The 23,840-nt window shown below is 64.5% G+C and carries 19 protein-coding genes; 11 read left to right on the top strand and 8 right to left on the bottom strand.

Annotated elements, in window-relative coordinates:
- Positions 1–103: 103 nt before the first annotated feature.
- Entirely contained in the window at positions 104–1,012 is a 909-nt protein-coding gene (locus tag CK218_RS24840; protein WP_095777474.1) for a LysR substrate-binding domain-containing protein, read from the top strand.
- A 12-nt stretch (positions 1,013–1,024) separates the two neighbouring features.
- Here the strand turns inward: CK218_RS24840 and CK218_RS24835 are convergent, their stop codons facing one another.
- The 4 genes from CK218_RS24835 to CK218_RS24820 form a co-directional block, all read right to left on the bottom strand.
- Positions 1,025–2,281 (bottom strand): Hsp70 family protein, encoded by a 1,257-nt coding sequence (locus CK218_RS24835; protein WP_095829208.1) that lies wholly within the window; start codon positions 2,279–2,281, stop codon positions 1,025–1,027.
- A gap of 171 nt (positions 2,282–2,452) precedes the next feature.
- Positions 2,453–3,241 carry a TIGR02186 family protein gene (locus CK218_RS24830; RefSeq protein WP_095829207.1) on the bottom strand — a complete coding sequence of 263 codons (789 nt, stop codon included), beginning with the start codon at positions 3,239–3,241 and terminating at the stop codon, positions 2,453–2,455.
- Positions 3,241–4,089 (bottom strand): sulfite exporter TauE/SafE family protein, encoded by an 849-nt coding sequence (locus tag CK218_RS24825; protein WP_278052572.1) that lies wholly within the window; start codon positions 4,087–4,089, stop codon positions 3,241–3,243. Before CK218_RS24825 ends, CK218_RS24830 begins: the two co-directional genes overlap by 1 nt.
- Positions 4,090–4,170: 81 nt before the next feature.
- The gene (locus CK218_RS24820; protein WP_095829206.1) at positions 4,171–8,346 is read right to left on the bottom strand and encodes a peptidoglycan-binding protein; all 4,176 of its coding nucleotides are present in this window, start codon (positions 8,344–8,346) and stop codon (positions 4,171–4,173) included.
- A gap of 462 nt (positions 8,347–8,808) precedes the next feature.
- Here CK218_RS24820 and CK218_RS24815 point away from each other — a divergent pair, with 462 nt between their 5' ends.
- The 3 genes from CK218_RS24815 to CK218_RS24805 all read left to right on the top strand — a co-directional run bounded on the left by CK218_RS24815 (position 8,809) and on the right by CK218_RS24805 (position 11,839).
- Positions 8,809–9,270, top strand: a complete 462-nt coding sequence (locus tag CK218_RS24815; RefSeq protein ID WP_082980529.1) for a MerR family DNA-binding transcriptional regulator — start codon at positions 8,809–8,811, stop codon at positions 9,268–9,270.
- A gap of 229 nt (positions 9,271–9,499) precedes the next feature.
- Positions 9,500–11,296: an acyl-CoA dehydrogenase gene (locus CK218_RS24810; RefSeq protein ID WP_095826083.1), complete on the top strand. Its 1,797-nt coding sequence runs from the start codon at positions 9,500–9,502 to the stop codon at positions 11,294–11,296.
- Between the two features lie 117 nt (positions 11,297–11,413).
- A complete protein-coding gene (locus CK218_RS24805) occupies positions 11,414–11,839 on the top strand; it encodes an endonuclease domain-containing protein (protein WP_095829205.1) in 426 nt (141 codons plus the stop codon).
- Here the strand turns inward: CK218_RS24805 and CK218_RS24800 are convergent.
- On the bottom strand, positions 11,827–12,927 hold the full coding sequence (locus CK218_RS24800) for an ISAs1 family transposase (RefSeq protein ID WP_095829204.1): 1,101 nt from the start codon (positions 12,925–12,927) through the stop codon (positions 11,827–11,829). The two genes, CK218_RS24805 and CK218_RS24800, sit on opposite strands and share 13 nt — an antisense overlap.
- Positions 12,928–13,057: 130 nt before the next feature.
- Between CK218_RS24800 and CK218_RS24795 the strand changes: the two genes are divergently transcribed.
- Genes CK218_RS24795 through CK218_RS24780 form a run of 4 tightly spaced genes read left to right on the top strand, consistent with a single transcriptional unit; the run spans position 13,058 to position 18,255 of the window.
- Positions 13,058–14,227: an acyl-CoA dehydrogenase family protein gene (locus CK218_RS24795; protein WP_095829203.1), complete on the top strand. Its 1,170-nt coding sequence runs from the start codon at positions 13,058–13,060 to the stop codon at positions 14,225–14,227.
- A 33-nt stretch (positions 14,228–14,260) separates the two neighbouring features.
- Positions 14,261–15,469, top strand: coding sequence for an acetyl-CoA C-acetyltransferase (locus tag CK218_RS24790; protein WP_095829202.1), 1,209 nt, complete (start codon positions 14,261–14,263; stop codon positions 15,467–15,469).
- A 14-nt stretch (positions 15,470–15,483) separates the two neighbouring features.
- The gene (locus CK218_RS24785) at positions 15,484–17,703 is read left to right on the top strand and encodes a 3-hydroxyacyl-CoA dehydrogenase NAD-binding domain-containing protein (protein ID WP_095829201.1); all 2,220 of its coding nucleotides are present in this window, start codon (positions 15,484–15,486) and stop codon (positions 17,701–17,703) included.
- A 9-nt stretch (positions 17,704–17,712) separates the two neighbouring features.
- The gene (locus CK218_RS24780; RefSeq protein WP_095829200.1) at positions 17,713–18,255 is read left to right on the top strand and encodes a thioesterase family protein; all 543 of its coding nucleotides are present in this window, start codon (positions 17,713–17,715) and stop codon (positions 18,253–18,255) included.
- 12 nt (positions 18,256–18,267) lie between these two features.
- On the opposite strand, the gene CK218_RS24775 is transcribed toward CK218_RS24780, so the two are convergent.
- Positions 18,268–18,861: a flavin reductase family protein gene (locus CK218_RS24775; protein WP_245435183.1), complete on the bottom strand. Its 594-nt coding sequence runs from the start codon at positions 18,859–18,861 to the stop codon at positions 18,268–18,270.
- Positions 18,862–19,113: 252 nt separating this feature from the next.
- Here CK218_RS24775 and CK218_RS24770 point away from each other — a divergent pair, with 252 nt between their 5' ends.
- A complete protein-coding gene (locus tag CK218_RS24770) occupies positions 19,114–19,755 on the top strand; it encodes a helix-turn-helix transcriptional regulator (protein WP_095799361.1) in 642 nt (213 codons plus the stop codon).
- Between the two features lie 10 nt (positions 19,756–19,765).
- Positions 19,766–20,650 carry a thermonuclease family protein gene (locus tag CK218_RS24765; protein WP_245435182.1) on the top strand — a complete coding sequence of 295 codons (885 nt, stop codon included), beginning with the start codon at positions 19,766–19,768 and terminating at the stop codon, positions 20,648–20,650.
- Here CK218_RS24765 and CK218_RS24760 read toward each other — a convergent pair.
- Positions 20,613–22,262: a lysine--tRNA ligase gene (locus CK218_RS24760; RefSeq protein WP_095829198.1), complete on the bottom strand. Its 1,650-nt coding sequence runs from the start codon at positions 22,260–22,262 to the stop codon at positions 20,613–20,615. The genes CK218_RS24765 and CK218_RS24760 overlap by 38 nt on opposite strands.
- 168 nt (positions 22,263–22,430) lie before the next feature.
- Here CK218_RS24760 and CK218_RS24755 point away from each other — a divergent pair, with 168 nt between their 5' ends.
- Positions 22,431–22,841: a tellurite resistance TerB family protein gene (locus CK218_RS24755; protein ID WP_095826065.1), complete on the top strand. Its 411-nt coding sequence runs from the start codon at positions 22,431–22,433 to the stop codon at positions 22,839–22,841.
- Here CK218_RS24755 and CK218_RS24750 read toward each other — a convergent pair.
- The gene (locus CK218_RS24750; protein ID WP_095799364.1) at positions 22,838–23,710 is read right to left on the bottom strand and encodes a transporter substrate-binding domain-containing protein; all 873 of its coding nucleotides are present in this window, start codon (positions 23,708–23,710) and stop codon (positions 22,838–22,840) included. The two genes, CK218_RS24755 and CK218_RS24750, sit on opposite strands and share 4 nt — an antisense overlap.
- Positions 23,711–23,840 lie beyond the last annotated feature (130 nt).

Below are 23,840 nucleotides of genomic sequence, written 5' to 3'. Positions count from 1 at the left end.
CGGCCAATTTTTTCCAAGCTCGGCTAAAAAGTTAGAACAAAGCGATTGATCTGTCTAACAAGCCGCTCTTGTAATTCCGATCGATTTTGCTTCTTAGTTGGCCATGACCCTCGATCAGCTTCGCATCTTCGTCGCCGTCGCCGAGCATGGCCACATGACCAAGGCGGCCGACCTGCTCGGCATCTCGCAATCGGCCGCCTCTGCCGCCATCCGCGCGCTTGAAAGCCATCATGGCGTGCGGCTGTTCAACCGGGTCGGCCGCAACATCGAGCTCGCGCAGACCGGCCACCGCTTCCTGCCCGAAGCCAAGGCTGTTCTGGAACGGGCAGCGGCTGCCCACAACGTGCTGGAGCATGTTTCCCAGACCATCACCGGCAGCCTGTCGATATCGGCCAGTCAGACCATCGCCAGCTACTGGCTGCCGAGGCGCCTGGCGTCCTTCCACGAGGCCTATCCGGCGGTGCGCCTGAGCGTCACCATCGGCAACACGCGGCAAGTGGAAACCAATGTGCTGGACGGCCGGGCCGATTTCGGGCTAGTCGAAGGCCGAACCGAGTCCGACATATTGCGGCGCGCCACGGTCGATGAGGATCGCCCGATGCTGGTCGTTGCGGGCTCACATCCCGAGCTTCCGATGACGCCGGCGGGAAACCTCGACATCAGGTCGTTGCGCTGGATCATCAGGGAGGGCGGGTCGGGCACGCGCGAGGCGCTGGAGGATTTTGCGCGCAGTGAAGGGGTTCCGCCGGCGGAGTTGCAGATCTTTCTTGTCCTGCCCAGCAACGAGGCTGTGCGTCAGGCGGTGGAGGCTGGTGCCGGCGCGACCATAATTTCCGAGCTCGTCATTGCGCGCTCGCTGGCGGAAGGCAGCTTGCGATCCGTGCCGGTCGTTCTGCCGAAACGCGATTTCGCCATGATTACCCATCGCGACCGGCAGGCGAGCCTCGCGCAAATGGCGCTCAAGGCGCATCTCACCGGCAAGCAGGACGCGTCGTCAACGGGGAGGGGCTAGAGCAAGGAAGCGTCAGGCGAATTTGCGCCGCGCATCAAGCGCGAGCCCAAGCCCGACCGAGCCGAACATATCGCCTTCGATGACCGAGGCCTGCGGCACCAGCGAAAGGATCCGCCGCTTTGCCAGCGGGATCGCCGTCGAACCGCCGGTGAGGAACACGGCGGTGATGGCCGAAGCGGGAACGCCTGCGTCGGCAATCGTTTGCCTGACCGTCGCGGCCACCCGTTCGATGTCACCGCCGATCGTCTCTTCCAGGCCGGCGCGCGTGATCCCGGCCGCGAAGCGTACGCCGGGCAGCGACACCTTCACCTCGGCCCAGGAATGTTCTGTCAGCGTGATCTTGGCCCGTTCGACCAGGCCGGCCATCGCATGCCCGTAACGATGCTCGACAATGTGGATGAAGCGGTCGACGAGATCGGCGCGCTCGGCTTCGAAGCGGATCTGCTTCAAATCCGACATCGCCTTCGCGGTGTAAATGAGATTGATGCGCTGCCAGGTGGCGAGGTCGATGAAATAACTTGCCGGCAGATTGCGCTTGCCGTCCTTGGTCGGGGTCAGATAGCCGAGCTCGGGCATGATATGGGCGATGCTGAGCAGCCGGTCGAAATCCGTGCCGCCGATATGGATGCCGCGATTGGCCAATATGTCGCCCTTGCGGTCGTCCGAGCGGGCGCGCTCCGGCGAGACGCGCACGATCGAGAAGTCGGAGGTGCCGCCGCCCATGTCGACGATCAGCGCCAGCTCTTCGCGGGCGACATTCTGTTCGTAGTCGAGTGCGGCCGCGATCGGCTCGAACTGGAAGGCGATGTGCTTGAACCCTTGTGCGCGCGCCGCCTTTTCGAGCTCGCTTTGCGCCTTGGCGTCGGCGTCGGCATCGTCATCGACGAACTGCACGGGGCGGCCGAGCACGACGCGTTCGACCGGGCCGCCGGCATCCTCTTCCAGCCGCCTCTTCAAATGGCTGATGAATAAGCCGATGATGTCGGTGAAGCCGATCAGGCGCGCCTTGATGCGCGTCTTCTCGTTGGCGAGCGAGCTGCCGAGAACGCTTTTCAGCGAGCGCATCAGCCGGCCCTCGACGCTGTCGGTGTAGTCGGCGATCGCGCGGCGGCCGAAATAGGTGTGGCCGTCCTCGAAGTTGAAGAAGACGGCGCTCGGCAAGGTGGGCTGTTCGCCCTCCAGTGCTACCAGTTGCGCCCGGCCGTGGCGGATCACGCCCACTGTGGAATTGGACGTGCCGAAATCGATGCCGCCGAATGCTGGATGCATAGCAGCCTCCTGTCATTGGTTTCGTCGCAGCGCATCGCCGGCGTCGAAAAACGCGCCGTCACCCGGTCGCCGGACCGCTCTGCCGAATTGAATGTGTGCTTGTCCCCGAGTTGGGAGGCGGCGACTTATCCCAAATCCGGGAAAAGGGGAACCCTCATTCCGCGAAAAACGTCAATCCTTGCGGAAAACGATGCGTCCGAGCCAGCCGGTGAGCATGGCAAGCGACACGGCGAACACGCCGTAGAAGAAGGAATAGTCGTGCGCGACGCGGAAAATCGACTGTTCGAAACCGGACTTGCGGATTTCGAGCTGGGCCGAGCTCTCCTTCACGAACATGCCGCTCTTGAACAGGAAGGCGCGTGCCTTATGGGTGCCGACCGGGATGTTGGGCGCGAGCCGGACGGTGGCGCGGAACAGGTTCTGCGACAGGAACTGGACGCCCCCGACATTCTCGCTGTAAAGGCCGGTCGCCGTCTTGCGCTCGCGAAGTGCCGAGGTGAATTCCTCGATCGTGATCGGGCTGTCGCTGGGCTCGGCCGGTTGCATGTAGAGGTTCGAAGCGCCGAGCGACAGCTGCTTGTAGCTGTTCGGCTCGGTGATGTCCTGCAGCGGGCGGGTCGTCGCCACCGAGTAGGATACCGGCACGTTCTCGAAAGTCTCCGATTCCAGATTGATCCAGACGCCGAGCACCCTGTCCTTGCGGCGCACGACGACGGGGCGGGCGGGACCCTCCAGCACGACGATGACATCGTAGCGTCCCTGGCGCGCGATCAGCGGATCGGGATTTTCCAGCGAGCCGAAAATGGTGAGGTCAGCGCCGGAAAACCCGGCGGTGATAGAAATGGCGTCGGTCGACAGGCCGATCTGGATGCTTTCCATCGCCGGCGTCTGTGCCGCCGCCGGCAGTGCTGCAGCAGCGAGCGACAGGATGGCGGCTGCGAACGCTCTCAACGGCCCCATCAGGTCAGGCCCGCGAGCGAATAGCGATTGGGAGGCGTCACGAAAAGGTCGATGGCCAGGCGGATGGCGACGGCCAGAACCAACAGCGCCAGAAGCGCCCGCAACTGCTCGCCGCGCAGCCGCTGGCCCGCCTTGGCGCCATATTGCGCGCCGGCAACGCCGCCCGCCATCAGCAGGAAGGCCAGGATCACGTCGACCGTCTGGTTCGTCGTGGCATGCACCAGCGTGGTGTAGGCCGAGGTGAAGATGATCTGGAACAGTGAGGTGCCGATAACGACGTTGGTCGGCACCTTGAGCAGGTAGATCAGCGCCGGCACCATGATGAAGCCGCCGCCGACGCCCATGATCGACGACAGGAAGCCGATTGCCGCGCCGAGGCCGAGCACCGGGATGATGCTGACGAACAGCTTCGAGGCGCGGAAGCGCATCTTGAACGGCAGCCGGTGGATCCAGTTGTGCTGGCCGGATTTCTTCAGCACGGGCGCCGCGCCGCTGCGCGAGGCGCGCAGCGCGTTGACGCTCTCGACCAGCATCAGCCCGCCAACGGTGCCGAGCAGCGCGACGTAGAGCAGCGAAATGAAGAGGTCCAACTGGCCGAGCCGGCGCAGCAGCGCAAAGACATAGATGCCGGCGGTCGAGCCGACGATGCCGCCGGCGAGAAGCACTCCGCCGAGCTTGAAGTCGAGCGTGCCGCGCTTGAAGTGCGACAGCGCGCCGGAGAAGGAGGAGGCTATGACCTGGTTGGCCCCCGTGGCCACCGCGATCGCCGGCGGGATGTTGTAGAAAATCAGGAGCGGCGTGATCAGGAAGCCGCCGCCGACCCCGAACATGCCCGACAGGAAACCCACCGCCGCGCCGAAACGAAAACCGTCTCAATCAGTTAACAGGCAAATCTGTGGCAAGCCGTCGCGGAAGCGACGCGCCTGCCGTTATTTGTGCGCAAGCAGCGCCTTGACGAGCGGCGCATCGATCTCGCCGGTTGGCTTCATCTTGTTGTCGGTCTGAAAGGCCATGATCGCGTTCTTGGTCTTGTCGCCCATCACGCCGTCGGCGCCGCCGGCATCATAGCCGTTCTTATTGAGGATCAGCTGGATGTTCTTCACCGCCTTCTTCATGTCGATGCCGGCGGTGGTCTGCGGCGTGCTGTCCTGCCAGGATTCCGGAATGTCGGCCGAGTTGCTGGCCGCGTTGAGCGGCTTTGCCTTCCACAGGTCCGTGGCGGCGCGCGCCCGCTCGAGCTGCTCGGGCCTGAGCGCATTGGCGATCTCGTCGCGTTTGGCCGCGGCGTCCTTGTCGCCGGTCTTGGCGACGAGAGCGAACCATTTGTAGGATTCCTCCAGGTTCTGCTTCATGCCGACGCCCTTGGCCGAAAGGATGCCGAGATTGAACTGGCTGTCCTTGACACCGAGGTCAGCCGCCTCCTGGAACCAGTGCGCCGCCGACTCATTGTCGGTCACGCCGTCCGCCGCCATGGCGAACAGAACCGCCAGATTGTGCATGGCGCTGGCGTTGCCCTGTTCCGCCGCGAGTTGGTAATAGGTCTTGGCTTTCTTGATGTCCCGCGCGACGCCGATGCCCTTCTCGTAAAAATTGCCGATGCGGTATTCGGCCGGTGCGAAGCCCAGTTCGGCGGATTTCTCATACCATTTGGCGGCCGCCGCCATGTCTTCCTTGACGCCGCGCGATTCCGCGTAGCGCGAGCCGATCTCGAACAGCGCCTTGGCGTCACCGCCTGCGGCCGCGTCGTGCAGCGCCACCGGACCGATATCGGCCGGGACATCGATCTTGGCGGCCGATACTGCCGTCTGGCCGCCGCCCGGCGGGACGGTGCCCGTGGTGTCGGCGGACGTGCTTGCCGGCGTGCCGGCCGAGGAAGCGCCGGCTGCGGCGGCACCGGGCACTGCTGTGCTCGCCGGCGGCGGGCCGATGGTGGGCTGCGCGTCGCCGTCCGTGTCCATGGCAGGCCCGTTCGCAGCCGGAGAGACTGGCTCCGACGGTGTCGCCGAAGCCATCGGCGCGGGCCGGGCTGGCGCGGACGGAGTCGCCGGAGCAGGCGCCGGTTCGGCTGGCGCCGCGGCCGCGGGTATTTCGAGTGCGGATGGCTGAAAGGCGGCCTGTGGCGTTGGATCGTCCTTCGACGGCTCGGCCTGCCTGACGGCACGCGCCGGCGCGCTCTCGGGCTTCGCAGTGCCCGTGTCGGGCTTGGGCGTGCTGACATCGAGCGAGGCGGTTTCGACCGGTTGGGTGGAGACCATCGGCGCGACGTCGTTGCTGGCGACCGGCGCGGGGTCGGAGAAGAACGCCTTGCCGAGCTGCAGGCCGGCCAGTGCCATCATGATCGCGGCCGCCGCCATCAGGATCGGCTTGCGCCGCGCCTTGAGCAGATCGCCGATTCTGAGCGCCTTCACCGGGCCGGTCATCGTCGACTGCCGCTTCAGCGCGTCGGCTTCCGCGGCGGCGGCCTGCGCCGCGCGGCGGGCGGCCGCGATGAAATCGGATTTGGCGGCATCTGTCTCGCTGCGCTTGGCCGGCTGACCGCCGCGCTCGTCGCGCACGCGCTTCATGATGGCGTTGAGGTCCGGCGCGCCGGATCCAGGTTCGAGCGGCCGGTTGGCGGCTCTGGGATCGAGCGGTTCGTCGATGTCGACGGTCGGAACGTCGCCGGCCGGTGCCGAGCCGGCAAGCGGCGGCGTGTCCTCGTTCTTCTTGCCCCTGAAGGCGCGCGCCAGTCCGCTGAACATCGACTTCTTGCGGCCGGTCGTCTCGGCCCTCTCGCCGATTTCGTCCGATCCGAGCGCAGCCATTGCGGCGGCGGCCGCGGCCTCGGCGGGCGTGCGAGCGGCAGCTTCGCCGCGCATTACAGGTTCGCCACGCGTAACAGATTCGCCACGCGTAACAGGTTCGCCACGCGTAACAGGTTCGCCCGGTGCAGCCGGCTCGTTTCGCGAAACCGGATTGTGGCGCAGGATGGAGGCGGCGCGCGCATCGAGATCGGCGATGTCTCCGGTCAGTGGCAGCGGCTGGTCGATATCCATCGACGGCGCGTCCTGGACGGCGATCTTGCCGGTGCGGGCGGCCCGCTTGCCGCCCGGCTGCGGGTCGATCAGTTCGCTGACCGCTTCACTGGGACCTTCGGCCTCGAGCGAGCCGAGCCGGTCGACGATCTTGAGCAGCGTGTCGTGGATCGCCTCGAACGTGCGCGAATTGCGCTCGTCGGAACGGCGGGTGAGCGCTTCGAGCGTCTTCAGGTCCTGCGCGAGCCCGCTCACGGCGGCTGCGTTGGAAGCAGCCGTGCCGGAACTCGATTCGCCCAGCGACCGCACAGCGTTCTCCGCAGCCTCGCGCGCGACGGTGAGGATGGAATCGCGCGTGCCGGCCAGCGACTTCTCGATCTCGTCGAGGCGCGGGCTGATGTCCTCGAAGTCGGGCAGCGGTGCGCTCGGCTTCGAAAGATGCGCCGAAAGGGCGGTCACCTGCGACTCAAGGCTGCGGATCAGTGCCGGATCAATGCCGGCGACCTGCGCGGCGGAGGATTCCAGCCGGCTGGAAATGTCCTCGAGCCGGCTTTCCAGGCCACGGATCGCCATCTCGTTGGCGGGATCGGGCGCGCGCGTCTCGATGCGCTTGGCAAGCGCGGTGAAGCGGGCGTCGATCGCCTCCATGATATCGGTGGCGTCGTCCTGTCGCATGCGCTGGTCGAGCCTGTCGGCGACTTCGTCCAGCCGCCGCTCGAGGTCGCGGAACAGCAGGTTGCTCTGCTCGATGGCATCGCCCTGGCGGCGCTCGAGCAGCGTGGACAGCGCGTCGAAGCGCTGCTCCAGGCCCTGGAAGATGTGGTCGGCGTCGGGCATCGCCGGCGCGCGGTCTATCTTGTCGGTGATCAAAGCAATTTGCTTGCCGAGACGCTCCATCGCCTGCTCCGGCAGGTTGGCGCGCCCGGCGAGCTCGTCCACACGGCTGGACAGAAGGTTGAGGCGGTCGATGACCTCGGCGCCGGGACGTGACTGCGCGACCTCCTCGATCTGCTCCGCCAGCGAGGCGATCCGTTTCTCGATTCGCCCGAAGGTTTCCGGATCGAAGGCATTGGCCTGCGCGGCCACGGTCGAGGCGACGATGGCGCGCGAGATCTCGTCCAGCCGCTCGTCGATCATGGCAAGCGTCTCGCCGCCGCGCATCGTCTGCTGGCTGGCGAAACGGTCGACCGCGCCGGCGAGGGTGCGCACCTTTTCCTCCAGCGAGGCGAGCGACAGCGATTGCGGCAGGTTGTTGACCGCGCTGCTGATCTGTTCGAGGCGGTCGGTCAGCGCCGAAAGATTGGGACCCTCGGCGCGCTGGCGCTGGTCGGCGTCGACGCGATCCTCGAAGGCGCTCCAGCGGCGATCGAAATCGTCCCAGCGGCGGTCGACGGCCTGCACGCTTTGGTCGACGGCCCGCACGCTTTCCTCGCGCGCCAGCGTGTCGAGCGCCGCCTTGACCTGCTCCAACTCCAGCCGCAGCAGGTTGACGCTGCGATCGTCGCTTTTTTCGGCAAGCGTGTGGATGGCGCCGGAAAGCCGTTCGAACTCGAGGCTGAGCTCGGCGCTGTTCTTGTCGGCGGGGGCACCATGCTGGCTCGCCGCCTGCATGGCGCGATCGATATCCTGACGCAGCGCGTCGAATTCGCGCTGCAGGCCGGCGGTCATCTGATGGCGCAACTCCTCGCGCAGTCCGCGCAATTCGACCGCGATCTTGCCAACCATCGCGACGCCGTCTTCCTGTCCGCGCACCCGGTCGATGTCGCGGGCAATGGCCTGATAATTGGGGCCGAAGTCGGAAGCTGCGGCCGCCGGGTTCTGCGGCCCGCGGTTTTGCGGTCCCCGATTTTGGTCCCTCTGCGTCGTGTAGGCTTCCTCGTACCAGCGGGGCGAACCATAAGGTTGCGCGGCCGCATAGCGCGGCTCGGGGGCCGGCCGCCGCGGATCGGGGCGCTCAGGCGTGTCGCTGCGCGTCCGCTCCAGCCGCTGCTCCAGCGTTTCGAGCGAGCGGCTCAGATCCTCCAGCGAGGTCTGCGACCGGCGCTGCCTACCGGCGTTGAGTGTATCGAGATAGGACCGCTTGCTGTTCATCGATGCGCCCGTGTTCAGAATGACCGGCTGAGACCGGTTTCCCAGAGTCTGCCGGGAACGAAGGCGTCCGCGCGGTTTTGCTGCGGAGGAAGACGGGCTTCCCGGGTTTCTCACCCACGCTTCGAAAACCGTGAAAAATTCGCTACAGGATAAACACGGGTGACCGACATGCGCACATTTCGCCCAACGTGGTAAACAAGGCGTTAACCAACCTTAAGAAATGGCGCATAATCCTGACCCGCCGGCCCGATGGCTTCCGAGTGCGGCATAAAGCTGTGTTTCCGACAACGCCCTTGCGTCAGGTGCCGGCTGTCGGTATAGAATTGACGTAAACGTAAAAGGTGCGAAGCCGTGCCTCTTGCGATTGAATTGTCGAAACCACGATTGGAAGCACGCCCCCGCTTCCACTCAGGCGACGTTTTGGTCCGTGACCGCGACGCCATCAGGGGAAAGCCAGTGACCATGAAACTTGTTTCGCCCGGCGAAGCCGCGGCCAATAGCAATCACATATCGGTCGAGACCGACGAAGAATTCGTCCGTATCGGCGAGATGGCCAAGAAGTACGGCGTGACCTTGCGCACGCTGCGATTCTACGAGGACAAGGGCCTGCTCAATCCGAAGCGCGACGGCTCGACCCGTCTCTACACGCGCCGCGACAAGGCCCGGCTGAAGCTGATCCTGCTCGGCCGCAAGGTCGGTTTCTCGCTGCGGGACGTCAAGCAGATGATGGATCTTTACGATCCGACCGGATCCAACACCAAGCAGTTGCGGCTGGCGCTCGACAAGTCCGAGAAGCAGCTTGCCCGCTTGCAGAAGCAGCGCGCGCTGATCGATGAGGCTATCAGCGACCTGAGCAATTCGATGGCGATCGTTCGCCAGATGCTGGCCGAGCGGGCCGCGCCGCAGGCAAGCGCCGCCGGCTGATCTCACGCTAACGGCATAGCCTAGGATAGAGAAAGCCGCGTGGCTGCAGCCGCGCGGCTTTTTTGTTGCCTTGGAGCGAGCGCTAATCAAAAATTTCGGGCTGCGACGAAGTTGACGTTTACGCAAACGTCAATATTTGCTATCGGGGGCATCGACATTGGCTCGGCCTCCCATCCACATCGGATCGGAAACTTGCTGGCCGGCCGGGACCGCAAGGGTGGAGGAAGGCATGACGATCTACAGGGCGCCCGTCCAGGACACGCTGTTCGTGCTCAACGACGTGCTCGGCTACCAGCGCTATTCTAATCTTCCGGGCTTCTCGGACGCTACGCCGGACGTCGTCGAGGCGATTCTTGCCGAAGGCGCCAAGCTAGCCGAAAACGTCATGCATCCGCTGAACCGGGTCGGCGATATGGAAGGCTGCGTGCGCCATGAAGACGGTAGCGTGACCACGCCCAAGGGATTCAAGGACGCTTTCAGCCAGTATCGCGAGGGCGGCTGGATGGGCCTAGCGGCACCGGCCGAGTTCGGTGGCCAGGGTCTGCCCTATACAGTCCACACCGCGGTCTCCGAATACATGGTGTCCGCCAATATGGCGCTGATGATGTATCCCGGCCTCACGCAGGGCGCGATCGCGGCCATTGTCACCCATGGCACGGACGAGCAGAAGGCCACCTGGTTGCCCAGGCTGATCGAGGGCGCCTGGACCGGCACCATGAATCTCACCGAGCCGCATTGCGGCACCGATCTCGGCCTGCTGCGCACCAAGGCGGTGCCCAATGGCGACGGCACCTACAGGATTTCCGGCCAGAAGATATTCATCTCCGCCGGCGAGCACGACATGGCCGACAACATCGTCCATCTGGTGCTGGCCCGCGTCGAAGGGGCGCCGGAAGGCGTCAAAGGCATCTCGCTGTTCATCGTGCCGAAGTTCAAGCTCGACGACTCGGGCAATGTCAGCGCGCGCAACGCGCTCTCCTGCGGCTCGATCGAGGAGAAGATGGGCATCCACGGCAACTCGACCTGCGTCATGAACTATGACGAGGCCGAAGGCACTTTGCTCGGCGAGTTGAACGGTGGCCTGAAGGCCATGTTCACGATGATGAACGAGGCCCGCCTGGGCGTTGGTCTGCAAGGGCTCTCGGTCTCGGAGATCGCCTATCAGAACGCGGTGTCTTACGCCAAGGACCGCCTCCAGGGGCGCTCGCTGTCGGGCATCAAGGCACTGGACAAGAAGGCCGACCCGATCATCGTCCATCCCGATATCCGCCGCTCGCTGATGACCATGAAGGCGTTCAACGAGGGCGGCCGAGCGCTGGCGCTGTGGACGGCGATCAAGTCGGACGTCGCGCACCGCTCCGGTGACGAAAGGGACCGCCAGTCGGCCGACGACTACACCGGTCTGCTGACGCCGGTGGTCAAGGGCGTGCTGACTGACAAGGGCTTCGATCACGCCGTGATGGCGCAGCAGGTGTTCGGCGGCCACGGCTACATCGAAGAACACGGCATGAGCCAGTTCGTCCGCGATGCCCGCATCGCCATGATCTATGAAGGCGCCAACGGCATTCAGGCGCTTGATCTGGTCGGCCGCAAGCTGGCGCAGAATGGCGGCCGCGCCGTGCAGGCCTTCTTCAAGGAGGTCGGCGAATTCTGCGAGGAAAACCGCGCTGACGACAAGATGGCGCCCTTCACCAAGGCGCTGAAGAAGGGCCTCAACGACCTGCAGGCGGCGACCATGTGGCTGGTGCAGAATGCCATGGCCAAGCCCGACAATGCGGGCGCCGCCTCGACCGACTACATGCATCTCTTCGGCCTGGTGGCATTGGGCTACATGTGGGGCCAGATGGCCAAGGCCGCCCAAACGAAGCTCGCCGAAGGTGCCAATGGGGCCGCGTCGTTCTACGACAACAAGCTGGTGACGGCGCGCTTCTTCATGGAGCGGATCATGCCGGAGAGCGCGACGCGCCTCGCCCGCATTTCCAGTGGCGCGGATACGCTAATGGCGCTGCCGGCGGAAGCGTTCTAGAAATGCTCGGCGTCCCCCTCCCCTTGAGGGGAGGGTGGCCCGAAGGGCCGGGAGGGGTCGCCCGCGACGAACTCGACGCCAATTCTGGCGACGCACCCTGGGAGAAGGACTAACACAATGCCCCGCACGCGGGTCAGTTTCGAGATGCGACAGAAAGCGTGCTCGCTTCGTCTGCACACGGCGAAGGCCGAGTCCCTGCTGTGGTACGAATTGCGCGAGCTGACGGCTGATGGCCTGAAGTTCAGGCGGCAATCGCCGATCGGCCCGTACATTGTCGATTTCGTCTGCCCGAAGGTCAAACTGATCGTCGAGGTCGACGGCGACCTGCACGAAACCGAAGCTGGCAGACGTCATGATGTGAACCGCGACGCCTGTTTGCCGTCACTCGGGTATGTCGTTGTCAGGATTGATGAGCCTGATGTCATTAACAGTGCATGGCATGTGGCGCAGTTTGTTAAGGACAAGGCCGAGCACCTCATCGGCGACCCCTCCCGGCCGCTTCGCGGCCACCCTCCCCTCAAGGGGCAGGGCTATCGCATATGAGTAAAGAGTTCATAGAAGAAGTCTTTGCTCCAGTTGGCCCTGCGCATCTTGCTGGCGATTGGTTTGTCGAGGGGATGGGCAGCCAAGATGTTTTGGGCGAGCCTGCGGATGACGGCCAGGTTTTGTGGCGCGTTGTCCTTTCGGGTGCGGGCGTCATCCTCGTGGAAGACAACATCAAGGCTCCAGTGCAACTGGTTCTCGATCGTCCAGTGGGCACGAACCGTCTCAGCCAATTTGTTGGGCGTCAGCACCTTGGAGAGGGCGATATAGCGGACCGATGTGGTCGTCTTGCCGTCGGCAGTGGTGCGCAGGGCCTCGATGCGGCCAATGGCCTTGAGGCCGGGGAAGGCGGGCGCGTCCTTGAGCCTGGCAAGCGGCAGCACGCTGGCGCGGCGCACTTCGGTGCGGCCATGGCCGCTGTCGCGCGTTTCGAAGCCGGCGATCTCGCCCGCCGCGGCGAAGCTTTTCTCGGCCGCGGCAAACAGACGACCCCGGTTGGCCTTCAGCCCAAGGGCATAATGCGCCTTCTGCGCCAGCAGCGCCTTGGCCGTCTCGGGGCGACAATGCAAGGCGTCGGCCGTCACCGTGCAGCCCTTGAGATCCAGGCTCTTCAGCAGCGCCAGCGTCGCCGCAACCTCGTCGGAGGCCGGCGCCCGCGTTGCCGCAATCGCCAGCCGCGTCTCGGCATCCCAGGCACTGACCATCAGCGGCGGCATGAAGGCGCGGCCCTTCTCATAACCGCGCCTCAGCGCCTTGCCGTCGACGGCCACCACGCCACGCGGTGGGCCGAGCCCAAGCTCACGCCGCAATGCCGCCATGAAGGCGCTCAGCGCATCCGACAACTCCTGCGGATCAAGAAGCCGAAACACCCGGCTGAAGGTGTCGTGGCTCGGGCACCCATGCTTCAGCTCGATGAACTCTTTCAGCTCCTCCTCGCGCCCCTCTGCGAACTCCGCAATATCCACACAGCTTTTGGCCCCGCACAGCGTCGCCGCCAACGCCAGAAACAGAAGTTCAGCAAGATCATGCCGCGCGTTGATGTCGCGCGGATCGCGAACTGCTTGCAGGATCGACAAAACAAGCCGCACTCGGGCCTCCTCTGCTACGAGAAAGCCTCTCAAGAATCCTTCTTTTGCGGCTTGGCAATAGCCAATCAACTTATCTGCGATTCCCCTGCCTCAAGGGGGAGGGGGACGCCGGCGCAGTGGAGGAAACAGCATGACAAATCCAGCCGAAGTTCTTGGCCTGCCGAAGCCCGCCTGGGCGGCGGACGAAGTCGGCATGCTCTACGAGATGGCGAGCCGCTTCATGTCGGAGGAGATCGCGCCGCGCTACGATGAGTTCGAGAAGAACGAGATTTTCGACCGCGAGAGCTGGCTGAAGGCGGGCGCCGCCGGCCTGCTCTGCGCCTCTATGCCGGAGAAATATGGCGGCTCCGGCGGCACCTTCGCGCATGAGAGCGCCATCATCGAGGCTATCGGCCACGTCGGGGTCGACGGCTTCGGCATCGGCCTGCACAACTCGATCGTCGCGCCATACATCCTGCATTACGGCTCCGAGGAGCAGAAAGAAAAATGGCTGCCGAAACTGGCGACCGGGGAGCTGATCGGCGCCATCGCTATGACCGAGCCCGGCGCCGGCTCCGACCTTCAGGGCGTCAAGACCCGTGCCGAGAAGGACGGCAATCACTACAAGCTCAACGGCTCCAAGACCTTCATCACCAACGGCCAGCTTGCCAACCTGATCATCGTCGTCACCAAGACCGATCCGGACAAGGGCGCCAAGGGCACCTCGCTGATCGTCGTCGAGACCGACGAGGTCGAGGGCTTCGAACGCGGTCGCAACCTCGACAAAATAGGGCTCAAGGCCAACGACACCTCCGAGCTGTTCTTCAACGACGTGCGCGTGCCGACCTCCAACCTGCTCGGCCATGAGGAAGGCAAGGGCTTCGTCCAGCTGATGCAGCAATTGCCGCAGGAGCGGCTGCAGATCGGCACCGGCGCGATCGCCATGATCGAGCGGGCGCTGGCGCTGACCATCGACTACGTCAAGGAGCGCAAGGCCTTCGGCAAGGCGATCATCGATTTCCAGAACACCCAGTTCAAGCTGGCCGAGCTGAAGACCGAGGCCACGATCGGCCGCGTCTTCTACAACGACTGCGTCGCCCGCCACATCGACGGCGGCCTCGACCCGGTCACCGCCTCTATGGCCAAATACTGGCTGTCCGACCTGCAGGGCAAAGTCGTCGACGAATGCCTTCAACTGCATGGCGGCTATGGCTACATGAACGAATATCCGATCGCCCGCATGTTCCGCGACGCCCGCGTCCAGCGCATCTACGGCGGCACCAACGAGATCATGAAATTGCTGATCGGGCGCTCTCTCTGAGCGCAGCGACCGGCAAATCCAAGGAGCACGAAAATGGCCGAAGCTTACGTCTATGACGCCGTGCGCACGCCGCGCGGCAGAGGCAAGAAGGATGGCTCGCTGCACGAGGTGCCGGCGGTGCGGCTCGCGGCAAAGACGCTTGAGGCGCTGCGTGACCGCAACGCGCTCGACACCGGCACGGTCGACGACATCATCTTCGGCTGCGTCGATCCGGTCGGCGAAGCGGGCTCGGTCATTCCGCGCGCCGCCGCCTTCGAGGCCGGCTACGACACCAAGGCGCCCGGCATGCAGATATCGCGCTTCTGCGCTTCCGGACTCGATGCCATCAATTTCGGCGCCGCCAAGATCGCGCAAGGCGCGGACGAGATCGTCATTGCCGGGGGCGTAGAATCCATGTCGCGTGTCGGCATGGGCATGTCCGGCGGCGCCTGGTTCATGGACCCCTCCGTCGGGCTTCCCGGCTGGTTCGTGCCGCAGGGCATCTCGGCCGACCTGATCGCGACGAAATACGGGTTCAGCCGCGACGACGTCGACGCTTACGCCGTCGAGAGCCAGAAGCGCGCCGCCAAGGCGTGGGAGGACGGCCGCTTCAAGAATTCGGTGGTCCCGATCAAGGACCAGAACGGCCTCACCATCCTCGACCGTGACGAGCACATGCGGCCTTCGACCGACATGCAGTCGCTCGCCTCGCTCAATCCGTCCTTCGTCATGCCGGGCGAGATGGGCGGCTTCGATGCGGTGGCCGTGCAGAAGCATCCGGAAGTCGAGGAAGTGAACCACGTCCACCATGCCGGCAACTCATCCGGCATCGTCGACGGCGCCGCTGCTGTACTGCTCGGCTCCAAGAAGGCCGGCAAGGCCATGGGCTTGAAGCCCCGCGCGCGCATCCGCTCGTTCGCCAATATCGGTTCCGAGCCGGTGCTGATGCTGACCGGCCCGGTCGACGTCACCGAAAAGCTCTTGAAGCGTGCCAAGATGAAGCTGTCGGACATCGACCTGTTCGAGCTCAACGAGGCCTTCGCTTCCGTTGTGCTGCGCTATATGCAGGCCTTCGACATCCCGCATGACCAGATCAACGTCAATGGCGGCGCGATCGCCATGGGCCATCCGCTCGGCGCCACCGGCGCGATGATCTTCGGCACGGTGCTGGACGAGCTGGAGCGCCGGGACCTGAACACCGCGCTGGTCACGCTCTGCATCGGCGCCGGCATGGGCACCGCCACGATCATCGAACGCGTCTGACGGGGAGAGAAAAGATGAGCTACACCAATTTCACCCTCGACGTGGACGCCGACGGGATCGCGCTGGTCACCTGGGACATGCCGGGCCGCTCGATGAACGTCTTCACCGAAGAGGCGATGCGCGAGCTCAACGCCATCGTCGATCGTGTGGCCGACGACGCCGCCATCAAAGGCGCGGTCATCACCTCCGGCAAGGACAGCTTCTCCGGCGGTGCCGACATCACCATGCTGCAGAAGATGCTCGCCACCTTCGCCGTCGAAAAGGAGAAGGACCTCGAAAAGGCGACCAAGGCGCTGTTCGACAATGCCGGCTATATGACCGGCCTGTTCCGCAAGATCGAGACCTGCGGCAAGCCGTGGGTATCGGCGATCAACGGCACCTGCATGGGCGGCGCCTTCGAGATGTCGCTCGCCTGCCATGGCCGCGTCGCGGCCGATTCCGACAAGGTGAAGATGGCGCTCCCCGAGGTGAAGATCGGCATCTTCCCGGGCGCCGGCGGCACCCAGCGCGTGCCGCGGCTGACGGATCAGCAGCAGGCGCTGCAGATGCTGACGACCGGCCAGAATCTGACGCCGCAAAAGGCGAAGTCGATGGGCTTGATCCACGAGATCGCCGAGCCGAAGAAGCTTCTCGAGACCGCCAAGGCGATGATCAAAAACGGCCTGAAGCCGGTGGCGCCATGGGACGAAAAGGGTTTCAAGCTGCCCGGCGGTCCGATCTATTCGGCAGCCGGCGCCAATCTCTGGCCGCCGGCCATCGCCATCCTGCGCCGCGAGACCTATGGCAACTATCCGGCGGCCGCCGCGATCCTCAAATGCGTCTATGAGGGCCTGCTGGTGCCCTTCGACACCGGGCTCCGGATCGAGCAGCGCTACTTCACCGAGATCATGCAGACCAAGGAAGCGGCGGCGATGATCCGCTCGCTTTTCGTGTCGCTGCAGGAACTGAACAAGGGCGCGCGCCGCCCGACCGGCGTGCCGGACAGCAAGTTCAAGAAGATCGGCATACTCGGCGCCGGCTTCATGGGCGCCGGCATTGCCTATGTCACGGCCAGGGCCGGCATTCCGGTCGTGCTGCTCGACCGCGACATGGAGTCGGCCGAGAAGGGCAAGGCGCATTCCGACAGCCTGATTTCGGACCAGGTGAAGAAGGGCCGCGCCAAGCCCGAAGAGAAAGACAGGTTGCTGTCGCTGATCACGCCGACGGCCGACTATGCCGATCTTGCCGGCTGCGACCTTGTCGTCGAGGCGGTGTTTGAGGATTCAGGCGTGAAGAAGCTCGCCACCGAGAAAGCGGAAGCGGCGCTGAAGTCCTCGGCGATCTTTGCCTCGAACACTTCCACCATTCCGATCACCTCGCTGGCGAAGAACTCGGCGCGGCCGAAAAACTTCATCGGCATCCACTTCTTCTCGCCCGTCGACAAGATGATGCTGGTCGAGATCATCCTCGGCAAGAAGACCGGCGACAAGGCGCTCGCGGTCGCGATCGACTTCGTACGCGCCATCAAGAAGACGCCGATCGTCGTTAACGACACGCGCGGCTTCTACGTCAATCGCTGCGTGCTGCGCTATATGTCGGAAGCCTACAAGATGCTTATCGAAGGCGTCCCTGCGGCGATGATCGAGAACGCCGCCAAGGCCGCCGGCATGCCGGTCGGCCCGCTGGCGCTGACCGACGAGACGGCGATCGACCTTGCCCAGAAGATCATGAAGCAGACCATCAAGGATCTAGGCGAGAAAGCCGTCGACCCGAAGCAGATGGCGCTGATCAACACCATGGTCGACACGCATGGCCGCTTCGGCCGCAAGAACGGCAAGGGCTTCTACGACTATCCTGCCAAGCCGGCGAAGAAGAAGCTGTGGCCGGGTCTCAAGGATCTCTATCCGCAGCTGAAGCCCGAGAAGGTCGACTACGAGGAGCTCAAAGAGCGCCTGCTGGTCACCATCGCCCTGGAGGCGGTGCGCGTCATGGAGGAGGGCATCGTCACCGATCCGCGCGAGGCGGACGTCGGCTCGATCCTCGCCTTCGGCTTCGCGCCGTTCACCGGCGGCGCGCTCTCCTACATCGACGGCATCGGCGCCAAGCGTTTCGTCAACATCGCCAAGGGCCTGCAGAAGAAATACGGGGCCGAGTTCAAGGCGCCCAAGCTTTTGCTCGACATGGCCGAGAAGGGCGAGACTTTCTACCAGCGCTTCGACCCTTACCAGAAGGGCGAGGTCAAGAAGGCCGCCTGACGAACTCCGATGTATGTCTGGGGGCGCCTCGCGCGCATGATGGCCACGGCGCGTAGCCGTGGCCCTTATCAAATCGGCGATCAGAGCCGGCTGGCCTTTCGCTGCCTGCCGACCGACATCGATTTCAACAGCCATCTCAACAATGCCCGTTACATGATGCTGGCCGATCTTGGCCGTATCGATGTTTTTCTTCGCGTCGGTCTTGTCGCGCTCGCGCGGCGGAACGGCTGGGCGCCGATGATCGGCGGGCTGCAATCGGCCTATGTGCGCGAGATCAGGCTGTGGAGCCGCTTCGAGGTGGTGTCGTCGATCGAGACCTGGGAAGGCACTTCGGTGATCGGCAAGCACCGCTTCGTCCTCGACAATGGGGAGACGGCGGCGCTGATCCTGACCACCGGCGGCGTCTATGACCGGCGCGGTGGCCGCTTTCTCGAAATTGAGGAGGTCGTCGCGGCGCTCGGCCATTCGGCGGAACCGCGCCCGCCGACCGAGCCCGAGCGGGCATTCATGATCTCGCACCGGAACCTGCGCGAAGAGGCCAAGCGGGCCTGATCGAGCAAGCGTTCAATGTTCGGCCCGGAAGGTTTTGCCCAGATCGACCGCGTCGCCAAAATAGTGCCGGAACACATAGAACAGCGGATTCCATCGCGCAGTGTCGATGTGGTTCGTTCCCGGCAAGACGATGCTGCTGTGCGCATGTACTCGCTGCACGTCTACCTCCATGATGAGGTGCGTCGAGGATGCGCCTTGCTGCTTCGCGCTGCGATGGCAGGTCAGCAGGCGTGTTTCGAACTGCAGGGGACATTCTGCGATGCGCGGCGTCAGGATCAATTCGCTGGGCTGGATCGCAAAACCGCCTAAAGCGAACTTGTCGGCCTCATGAACGAACCCCAATTCGGCCTTATGGGGTGGAACGGATTCGCACCCGTGGTGCGCGCGATCCGTTCGACATTCGCCCAGAGGCTGGCCGCGGGAAAATTGAGGGTGCATTCGCCATCCCGCAGAAGATTGATGGCGCCCTGGGTCGCCGAACTCAAGCCGAGGACCACGCATGAACCCAAGGCCCACGCGGCCGTCATCATTTCGGGTAACCATCAGGACGACAGGCGTCCCAAAATACAGAACGGATGGGGCGATGGATTGGTGGTTCGGCAACATGAGCAGTCCTTCGTAATTCGAGGACCGCACCCTACCAAGCTTGCGCACCGAGACGTTTCGGCCGGAGTCGAACGTTGCATCGCGCACGCGGCGACATGGTCGGTGCCGGCGCCCGGCTCAGGATCGAGCCCGTCAATCTTGCGGAAGCGGCGACTTTCTCTGCAATCCGCTGTTCGCGCCGGTGGACAATTGAATGGTCGCGCGTTAGACAGCAGTGAGGCATTTTTTCCTGTTTTTCGAAGGAGAGCGGACTTGCTCTCACACGATCGCGTCTGGGCCGCAATCGATGCTCTTGCCGAACGCTATTCGCTCTCGGCTTCCGGTCTCGCCCGCCGCGCGGGCCTCGATTCGACCGCCTTCAACAAATCCAAGCGCCTGTCCTCCGACGGCCGGCCGCGCTGGCCTTCGACCGAATCGCTGGCCAAGATCATCGAGGCCACCGGCGCCTCGCTGGAAGAATTCACCGTGCTGGTTGAGGGTCACGGTGCCTCCGCCGCGCCGCCGCCGCGTATGGCCGTGCCGCTGCTTGGCTTCGCCCAGGCCGGTGCCGGCGGTTTCTTCGACGATGCCGGCTATCCCTCAGGGCAGGGCTGGGATCTGGTCGAGCTTCCGGCGCGGGCGGCGGAAACCTCCTATGCGCTGAAGGTCCAGGGCGATTCCATGCTGCCGCTCTACCGCAATGGCGACGTGCTGATCGTCGAGCCGGGCGCGCCGACGCGCAAGGGCGACCGCGTCGTCGTCAAGACCACCGCCGGCGAGGTGATGGCCAAGGTGCTCGACCGGCAGACCGCGAAGTCGGTCGTGCTGGTCTCGCTTAACCCCGCTCACCCGGACCGCGACATCTCGATGAGCGAGGTCGAGTGGGTGGCGCGGATCGTCTGGGCAAGCCAGTAGGTCCGGGCTGGTGCGGGTCCTCCATCTTGCCCTGGCGCTTGCGGCGGTTCCGGCAATGGCGGCGCTGGTCGTCGCCGGAGGCCACTCGCTGAAGGGCAGCGAAAGCGTCGTCGCGGTCGATCAGATCGATCCGGCCAGTGCACTTCCGGGGCAAGACGCCGATGTGGCGCCTCGGGAACCGATAACTGCGGAACCGGCGACGTCCGCCATTCTGGCGCCTGCCGCGCCGCAGCCGCCGAAGCCGGTGGCGCATTCGCGGGCAATCGATCCCGACGTGGTGGCGCCACCCGAACTGCCTGCCGAGGAACTGGAACGGGTCGAGCCGCGCGCGCCGCTCAGCGATCTGGCGCTGGCCGGTCCGCCCAAGCCGCGGAAAACGAAACTGCCGGATGGCGAGGAGGGCACCAAGTTGCTCCAGCCCGTCGCCACCGCCGCCGGCCTGATCAAGGCCAAGGATTACTCCATCGCCGTGTCGGGCATCGACATCGTCAAAGAGGACGAGACCTGCAGCGACGAAGGCAAGTCATGGGACTGCGGGGTTCGCGCCAGGACGGCATTCCGCGCTTTCCTGCGTGGCCGGACCCTGGTCTGCTCCGTGCCGCCGCAAGGCGGGCAGAAGGCCATAGCGGTCAAGTGCTGGGTCGGCAACAAGGATGTCGGTCTGTGGCTGGTGGACAACGGCTGGGCCCGCGCGGCGCCAGGCGGCCCCTATGTCGAGGCGGGCGACAAGGCGCGCGCGGCGAGGAAAGGCATTTTCGGCGCCGCTCCGAATCTCGGCGGCCTGCCGGCATTGCCGGCCGCCACCGGCCCGGCGCCCGCCGCGCCGAGTTCCATCCTGCCGGCGGAAGATGGCGACGTTACGCAGCCAGCTGACCAGCCAGAGCCCGCTCAATGAGCGCGCGCGTCTCCGTAATGCCGTAGAGCGCCGCGAAAGAGCCGAAACGCGGCCCCCGTTCCTGTCCGATCAGCACCTGATAGATCATCTGGAAGAAGGCGACCGACACGCCCGGTCCGCCTTCCGGGCTCTGCTTGGAATGGTCCTGATAGCGCTCGATCCGCCGCGCGACGTTGAGCGCCGCGTTCTGGATCGCCTCGCCGTCCGCGCCCTGCGGCAGCGCGCCAAGCGCTTCCGAAAGCTTCGCCAGCGCCTCGCGCTCCACCTCGTCGGCGGCGCGATAGACCTTGGTCGGCTTCACGAAGTCGTCGAAATAGCGGATGGCATACCCGGTCAGCCGGTCGAGCTCGGGGTGCGTCTGCGGCGTCACCCCGGACGCATGGCGCGAGATGAAACCCCACAGCACCGCCTTGTCATGCGCGTTTGAGGCGCTGACCAGATTGAGCAGCAGCGCGAAGGGGACCGGCAGGTCGATGGCCGGCGGATTGCCGTCATGCATGTGCCAGACCGGGTTGCCGAGCCGCTCCTTCCACTCCTGGCGCGGATAGGCGGACAGGAAGGCGTAATATTCGTCGACCGCCTTCGGGATAACGTCGAAATAGAGCTTCTTGGCCTGCCGCGGCCGCTGGTACATGTAGAGGCCGAGGCTCTCGGTGGGCGCATAGGTCAGCCATTCGTCGATGGTGAGCCCATTGCCCTTCGACTTCGAGATCTTCTGGCCGTTCTCGTCGAGGAACAGCTCGTAGACGAAATGTTCCGGCGCGCGGCCGCCGAGGATGTTGCAGATGCGGTCGTAGATCGCCGCGTTGGTCTGGTGGTCCTTGCCGAACATTTCGAAATCGACGCCGAGCGCTGCCCAGCGCATGCCGAAATCCGGCTTCCACTGCAGCTTCACATGACCGCCGGTGACCGGCAGCGTGGTCTCGCTGCCTTCATCGTCGAAGGTGATGGTGCCGGCCTTGGCGTCGACATGCTTCATCGGCACGTAGAGCACGCGGCCGCTTTTCGGCGAGATCGGCAGGAATGGGCTGTAGGTCGCCTGGCGCTCTTCGCCGAGCGTCGGCAGCATCACCGCCATGATCTCGTCATAGCGCTCGGCGGCGCGCAGCAGCACTTCGTCGAAGCGCCCGGACTTGTAGTATTCGGTCGCGCTGGCGAACTCATAGTCGAAGCCGAACGTGTCGAGGAAGCGGCAGAGCATTGCGTTGTTATGATCGGCGAAGCTCGCATAGTCGCCGCCGAACGGATTGGGCACCGATGTGAGCGGCTTGTGCAGGTAGGGCTCGAGCGCCGCGCGATCCGGCACGTTGTCGGGAATCTTGCGCATGCCGTCCATATCGTCGGAGAAGCACAAAAGCTTGGTCTTGACCTTGTCCCGCGTCAGCACGCGGAAGGCGTGCCGCACCATCGTGGTGCGCGCCACCTCGCCGAAGGTGCCGATATGCGGCAGGCCGGACGGGCCGTAGCCGGTCTCGAACAGGACGGTATCGGGAAAGTCCTTGTTCTTGTAGCGGGCAATGATCTTCTTGGCTTCTTCGAACGGCCATGCCTTGCTTTCGGCGGCGGCCGCAAGCATCTCGGCATTGAGATCGATGATGTTTGATCCCGTCATGTCACTTTCCAGGGTAATCTGCCGGCCAGATGTGTCGGCTTGGGCGCGCAAAGATTTTCACCCGGTCTCTAGGCGCGACGGGCCGGAGCGTCAACGATTTGCGGCGCTTTTCCTTGCGGCGCCTCACTGCCAATCCTACGTTGAAGCCTCACCATCAAGGAGTTTTGAATGCCTTTGACGCCGCACGAAGCCCTGATCTATCTCATGGTCATCACTTCGGCATCCGACCGCGACATGACCGATGTCGAACTGGCGCGGATCGGGGACGTCGTCCGTTCTTGGCCCGTGTTTGTCGATTTCAACAGCGACAGCCTGGTCGGCGTGGCTCAAGCGTGCCAGCAGGCTCTGCACGACAAGGACGGGCTGGAGGGCGTCCTCGCGCGCGTCGCCGATGCGCTGCCGGAGCGGTTGCGTGACACCGCCTATGCCGCCGCTTTCGAGGTCGCGGCAGTCGATCTCGAAATGCGCATGGAGGAGTTGAGGGTGCTGCAGCTCATCCGACGGAAGCTCGATCTCGACACGCTCACCGTGGCGGCGATCGCCCGTGCGGCGAAGGCCCGCCTGCGCACACTGACTTAGAAAAAGCTCACCGGAAAATAGCGCAGGTAGAACTCGGCGAAGGTTCCCTTGATCGAGATTTCCTGCAGCGCGTAGTCGAAGGCGGCGGCCAGCGCCGGGTCGCCCGCCCTGGTGGCGATCGCCATGCCCGAGCCCAGATATTCGGGCGCCAGATAAGGGCCGCCGGCGAAGCGGCAGCACCCGGCGGCTTCCGAGCCGCCGAGCCAGAAGGCGAAGCGCATGCCGTCGCCGAAGGCGGCGTCGATCCTGCCGGCCTTGAGGTCCGCGTAGAGGTCCTCGGGCTTGTCGAAGGGCACGACCTGCACCGTGCTGAAATAGTCGCGCAGCATCTTCTCATGCGCCGAGCCGGCGATGACGCCCACGCGCTTGCTGCGCAGCTTGTCGAGGATCGGCTCGGTAAACGCCTTGGCCTTCGGCATGATGAAGCGCGCCGGGAACTGCAGATAGGAACGCGAGAAGGCGTATTTCTCGCGGCTTTCCGGCGTCGCCGCGATGCCGGCGATGATCGCCTCGCCTTCGCCTTTCCGCAGCGCGTCGTCGAGATCGTTCCAGGGCAGCGCCTGGATCTGGCATTTCTCGACGATGCCGAGTTCGGCGCAGATCGCCCGCGCCAGGTCGATGTGGAAACCCGACAGCCGGCCGGAGCCGTCGAGGAAGTTGAAAGGCGGAAAATCGGTGGTGGTGAGGAACCTCAGCCTCGGCAACGCCGAAAGATCAGGCTTCGGCAGCCGCTCCTTGGCATCCCACAGCACCGGAACCTGCGGCTCCGCCGCGCGAGTCGCGTCGGCAAATGGCAACGCTCCGATCAGCGCCGACAGGAGGGCCAGAAATATCCATCGGAATGGCACGATAACGCTCCGCCCAATCATGTCCTTGGCTTTTCGTACGAAAACAGTGCAGGCACAATGTTTTTGATTTCAAACGGGCGAATTCGGCGTATGGTTTAGTGCGTTTGCAAGTTTCAGCGCGCGCCCGCAACAGGGGCAGGTGTCGCGAAGA

Source organism: Mesorhizobium sp. WSM3879 (genome assembly GCF_002294915.1).
Classification (GTDB): Bacteria; Pseudomonadota; Alphaproteobacteria; order Rhizobiales; family Rhizobiaceae; genus Mesorhizobium.
This window is presented reverse-complemented; position numbering and strand designations above follow the sequence as displayed.

What these genes read in the sequence shown, in the direction of transcription:
- CK218_RS24780 (WP_095829200.1), top strand. Translation starts at nt 17,713, where the DNA reads ATGTATGTCTGGGGGCGCCTCGCGCGCATGATGGCCACGGCGCGTAGC.
- CK218_RS24815 (WP_082980529.1), top strand. Translation starts at nt 8,809, where the DNA reads ATGAAACTTGTTTCGCCCGGCGAAGCCGCGGCCAATAGCAATCACATA.
- CK218_RS24830 (WP_095829207.1), bottom strand. Translation starts at nt 3,241, where the DNA reads ATGGGGCCGTTGAGAGCGTTCGCAGCCGCCATCCTGTCGCTCGCTGCT.
- CK218_RS24820 (WP_095829206.1), bottom strand. Translation starts at nt 8,346, where the DNA reads ATGAACAGCAAGCGGTCCTATCTCGATACACTCAACGCCGGTAGGCAG.
- CK218_RS24760 (WP_095829198.1), bottom strand. Translation starts at nt 22,262, where the DNA reads ATGACGGGATCAAACATCATCGATCTCAATGCCGAGATGCTTGCGGCC.
- CK218_RS24785 (WP_095829201.1), top strand. Translation starts at nt 15,484, where the DNA reads ATGAGCTACACCAATTTCACCCTCGACGTGGACGCCGACGGGATCGCG.
- CK218_RS24795 (WP_095829203.1), top strand. Translation starts at nt 13,058, where the DNA reads ATGACAAATCCAGCCGAAGTTCTTGGCCTGCCGAAGCCCGCCTGGGCG.
- CK218_RS24775 (WP_245435183.1), bottom strand. Translation starts at nt 18,861, where the DNA reads ATGTTGCCGAACCACCAATCCATCGCCCCATCCGTTCTGTATTTTGGG.
- CK218_RS24790 (WP_095829202.1), top strand. Translation starts at nt 14,261, where the DNA reads ATGGCCGAAGCTTACGTCTATGACGCCGTGCGCACGCCGCGCGGCAGA.
- CK218_RS24810 (WP_095826083.1), top strand. Translation starts at nt 9,500, where the DNA reads ATGACGATCTACAGGGCGCCCGTCCAGGACACGCTGTTCGTGCTCAAC.
- CK218_RS24840 (WP_095777474.1), top strand. Translation starts at nt 104, where the DNA reads ATGACCCTCGATCAGCTTCGCATCTTCGTCGCCGTCGCCGAGCATGGC.
- CK218_RS24835 (WP_095829208.1), bottom strand. Translation starts at nt 2,281, where the DNA reads ATGCATCCAGCATTCGGCGGCATCGATTTCGGCACGTCCAATTCCACA.
- CK218_RS24755 (WP_095826065.1), top strand. Translation starts at nt 22,431, where the DNA reads ATGCCTTTGACGCCGCACGAAGCCCTGATCTATCTCATGGTCATCACT.
- CK218_RS24805 (WP_095829205.1), top strand. Translation starts at nt 11,414, where the DNA reads ATGCCCCGCACGCGGGTCAGTTTCGAGATGCGACAGAAAGCGTGCTCG.
- CK218_RS24750 (WP_095799364.1), bottom strand. Translation starts at nt 23,710, where the DNA reads ATGATTGGGCGGAGCGTTATCGTGCCATTCCGATGGATATTTCTGGCC.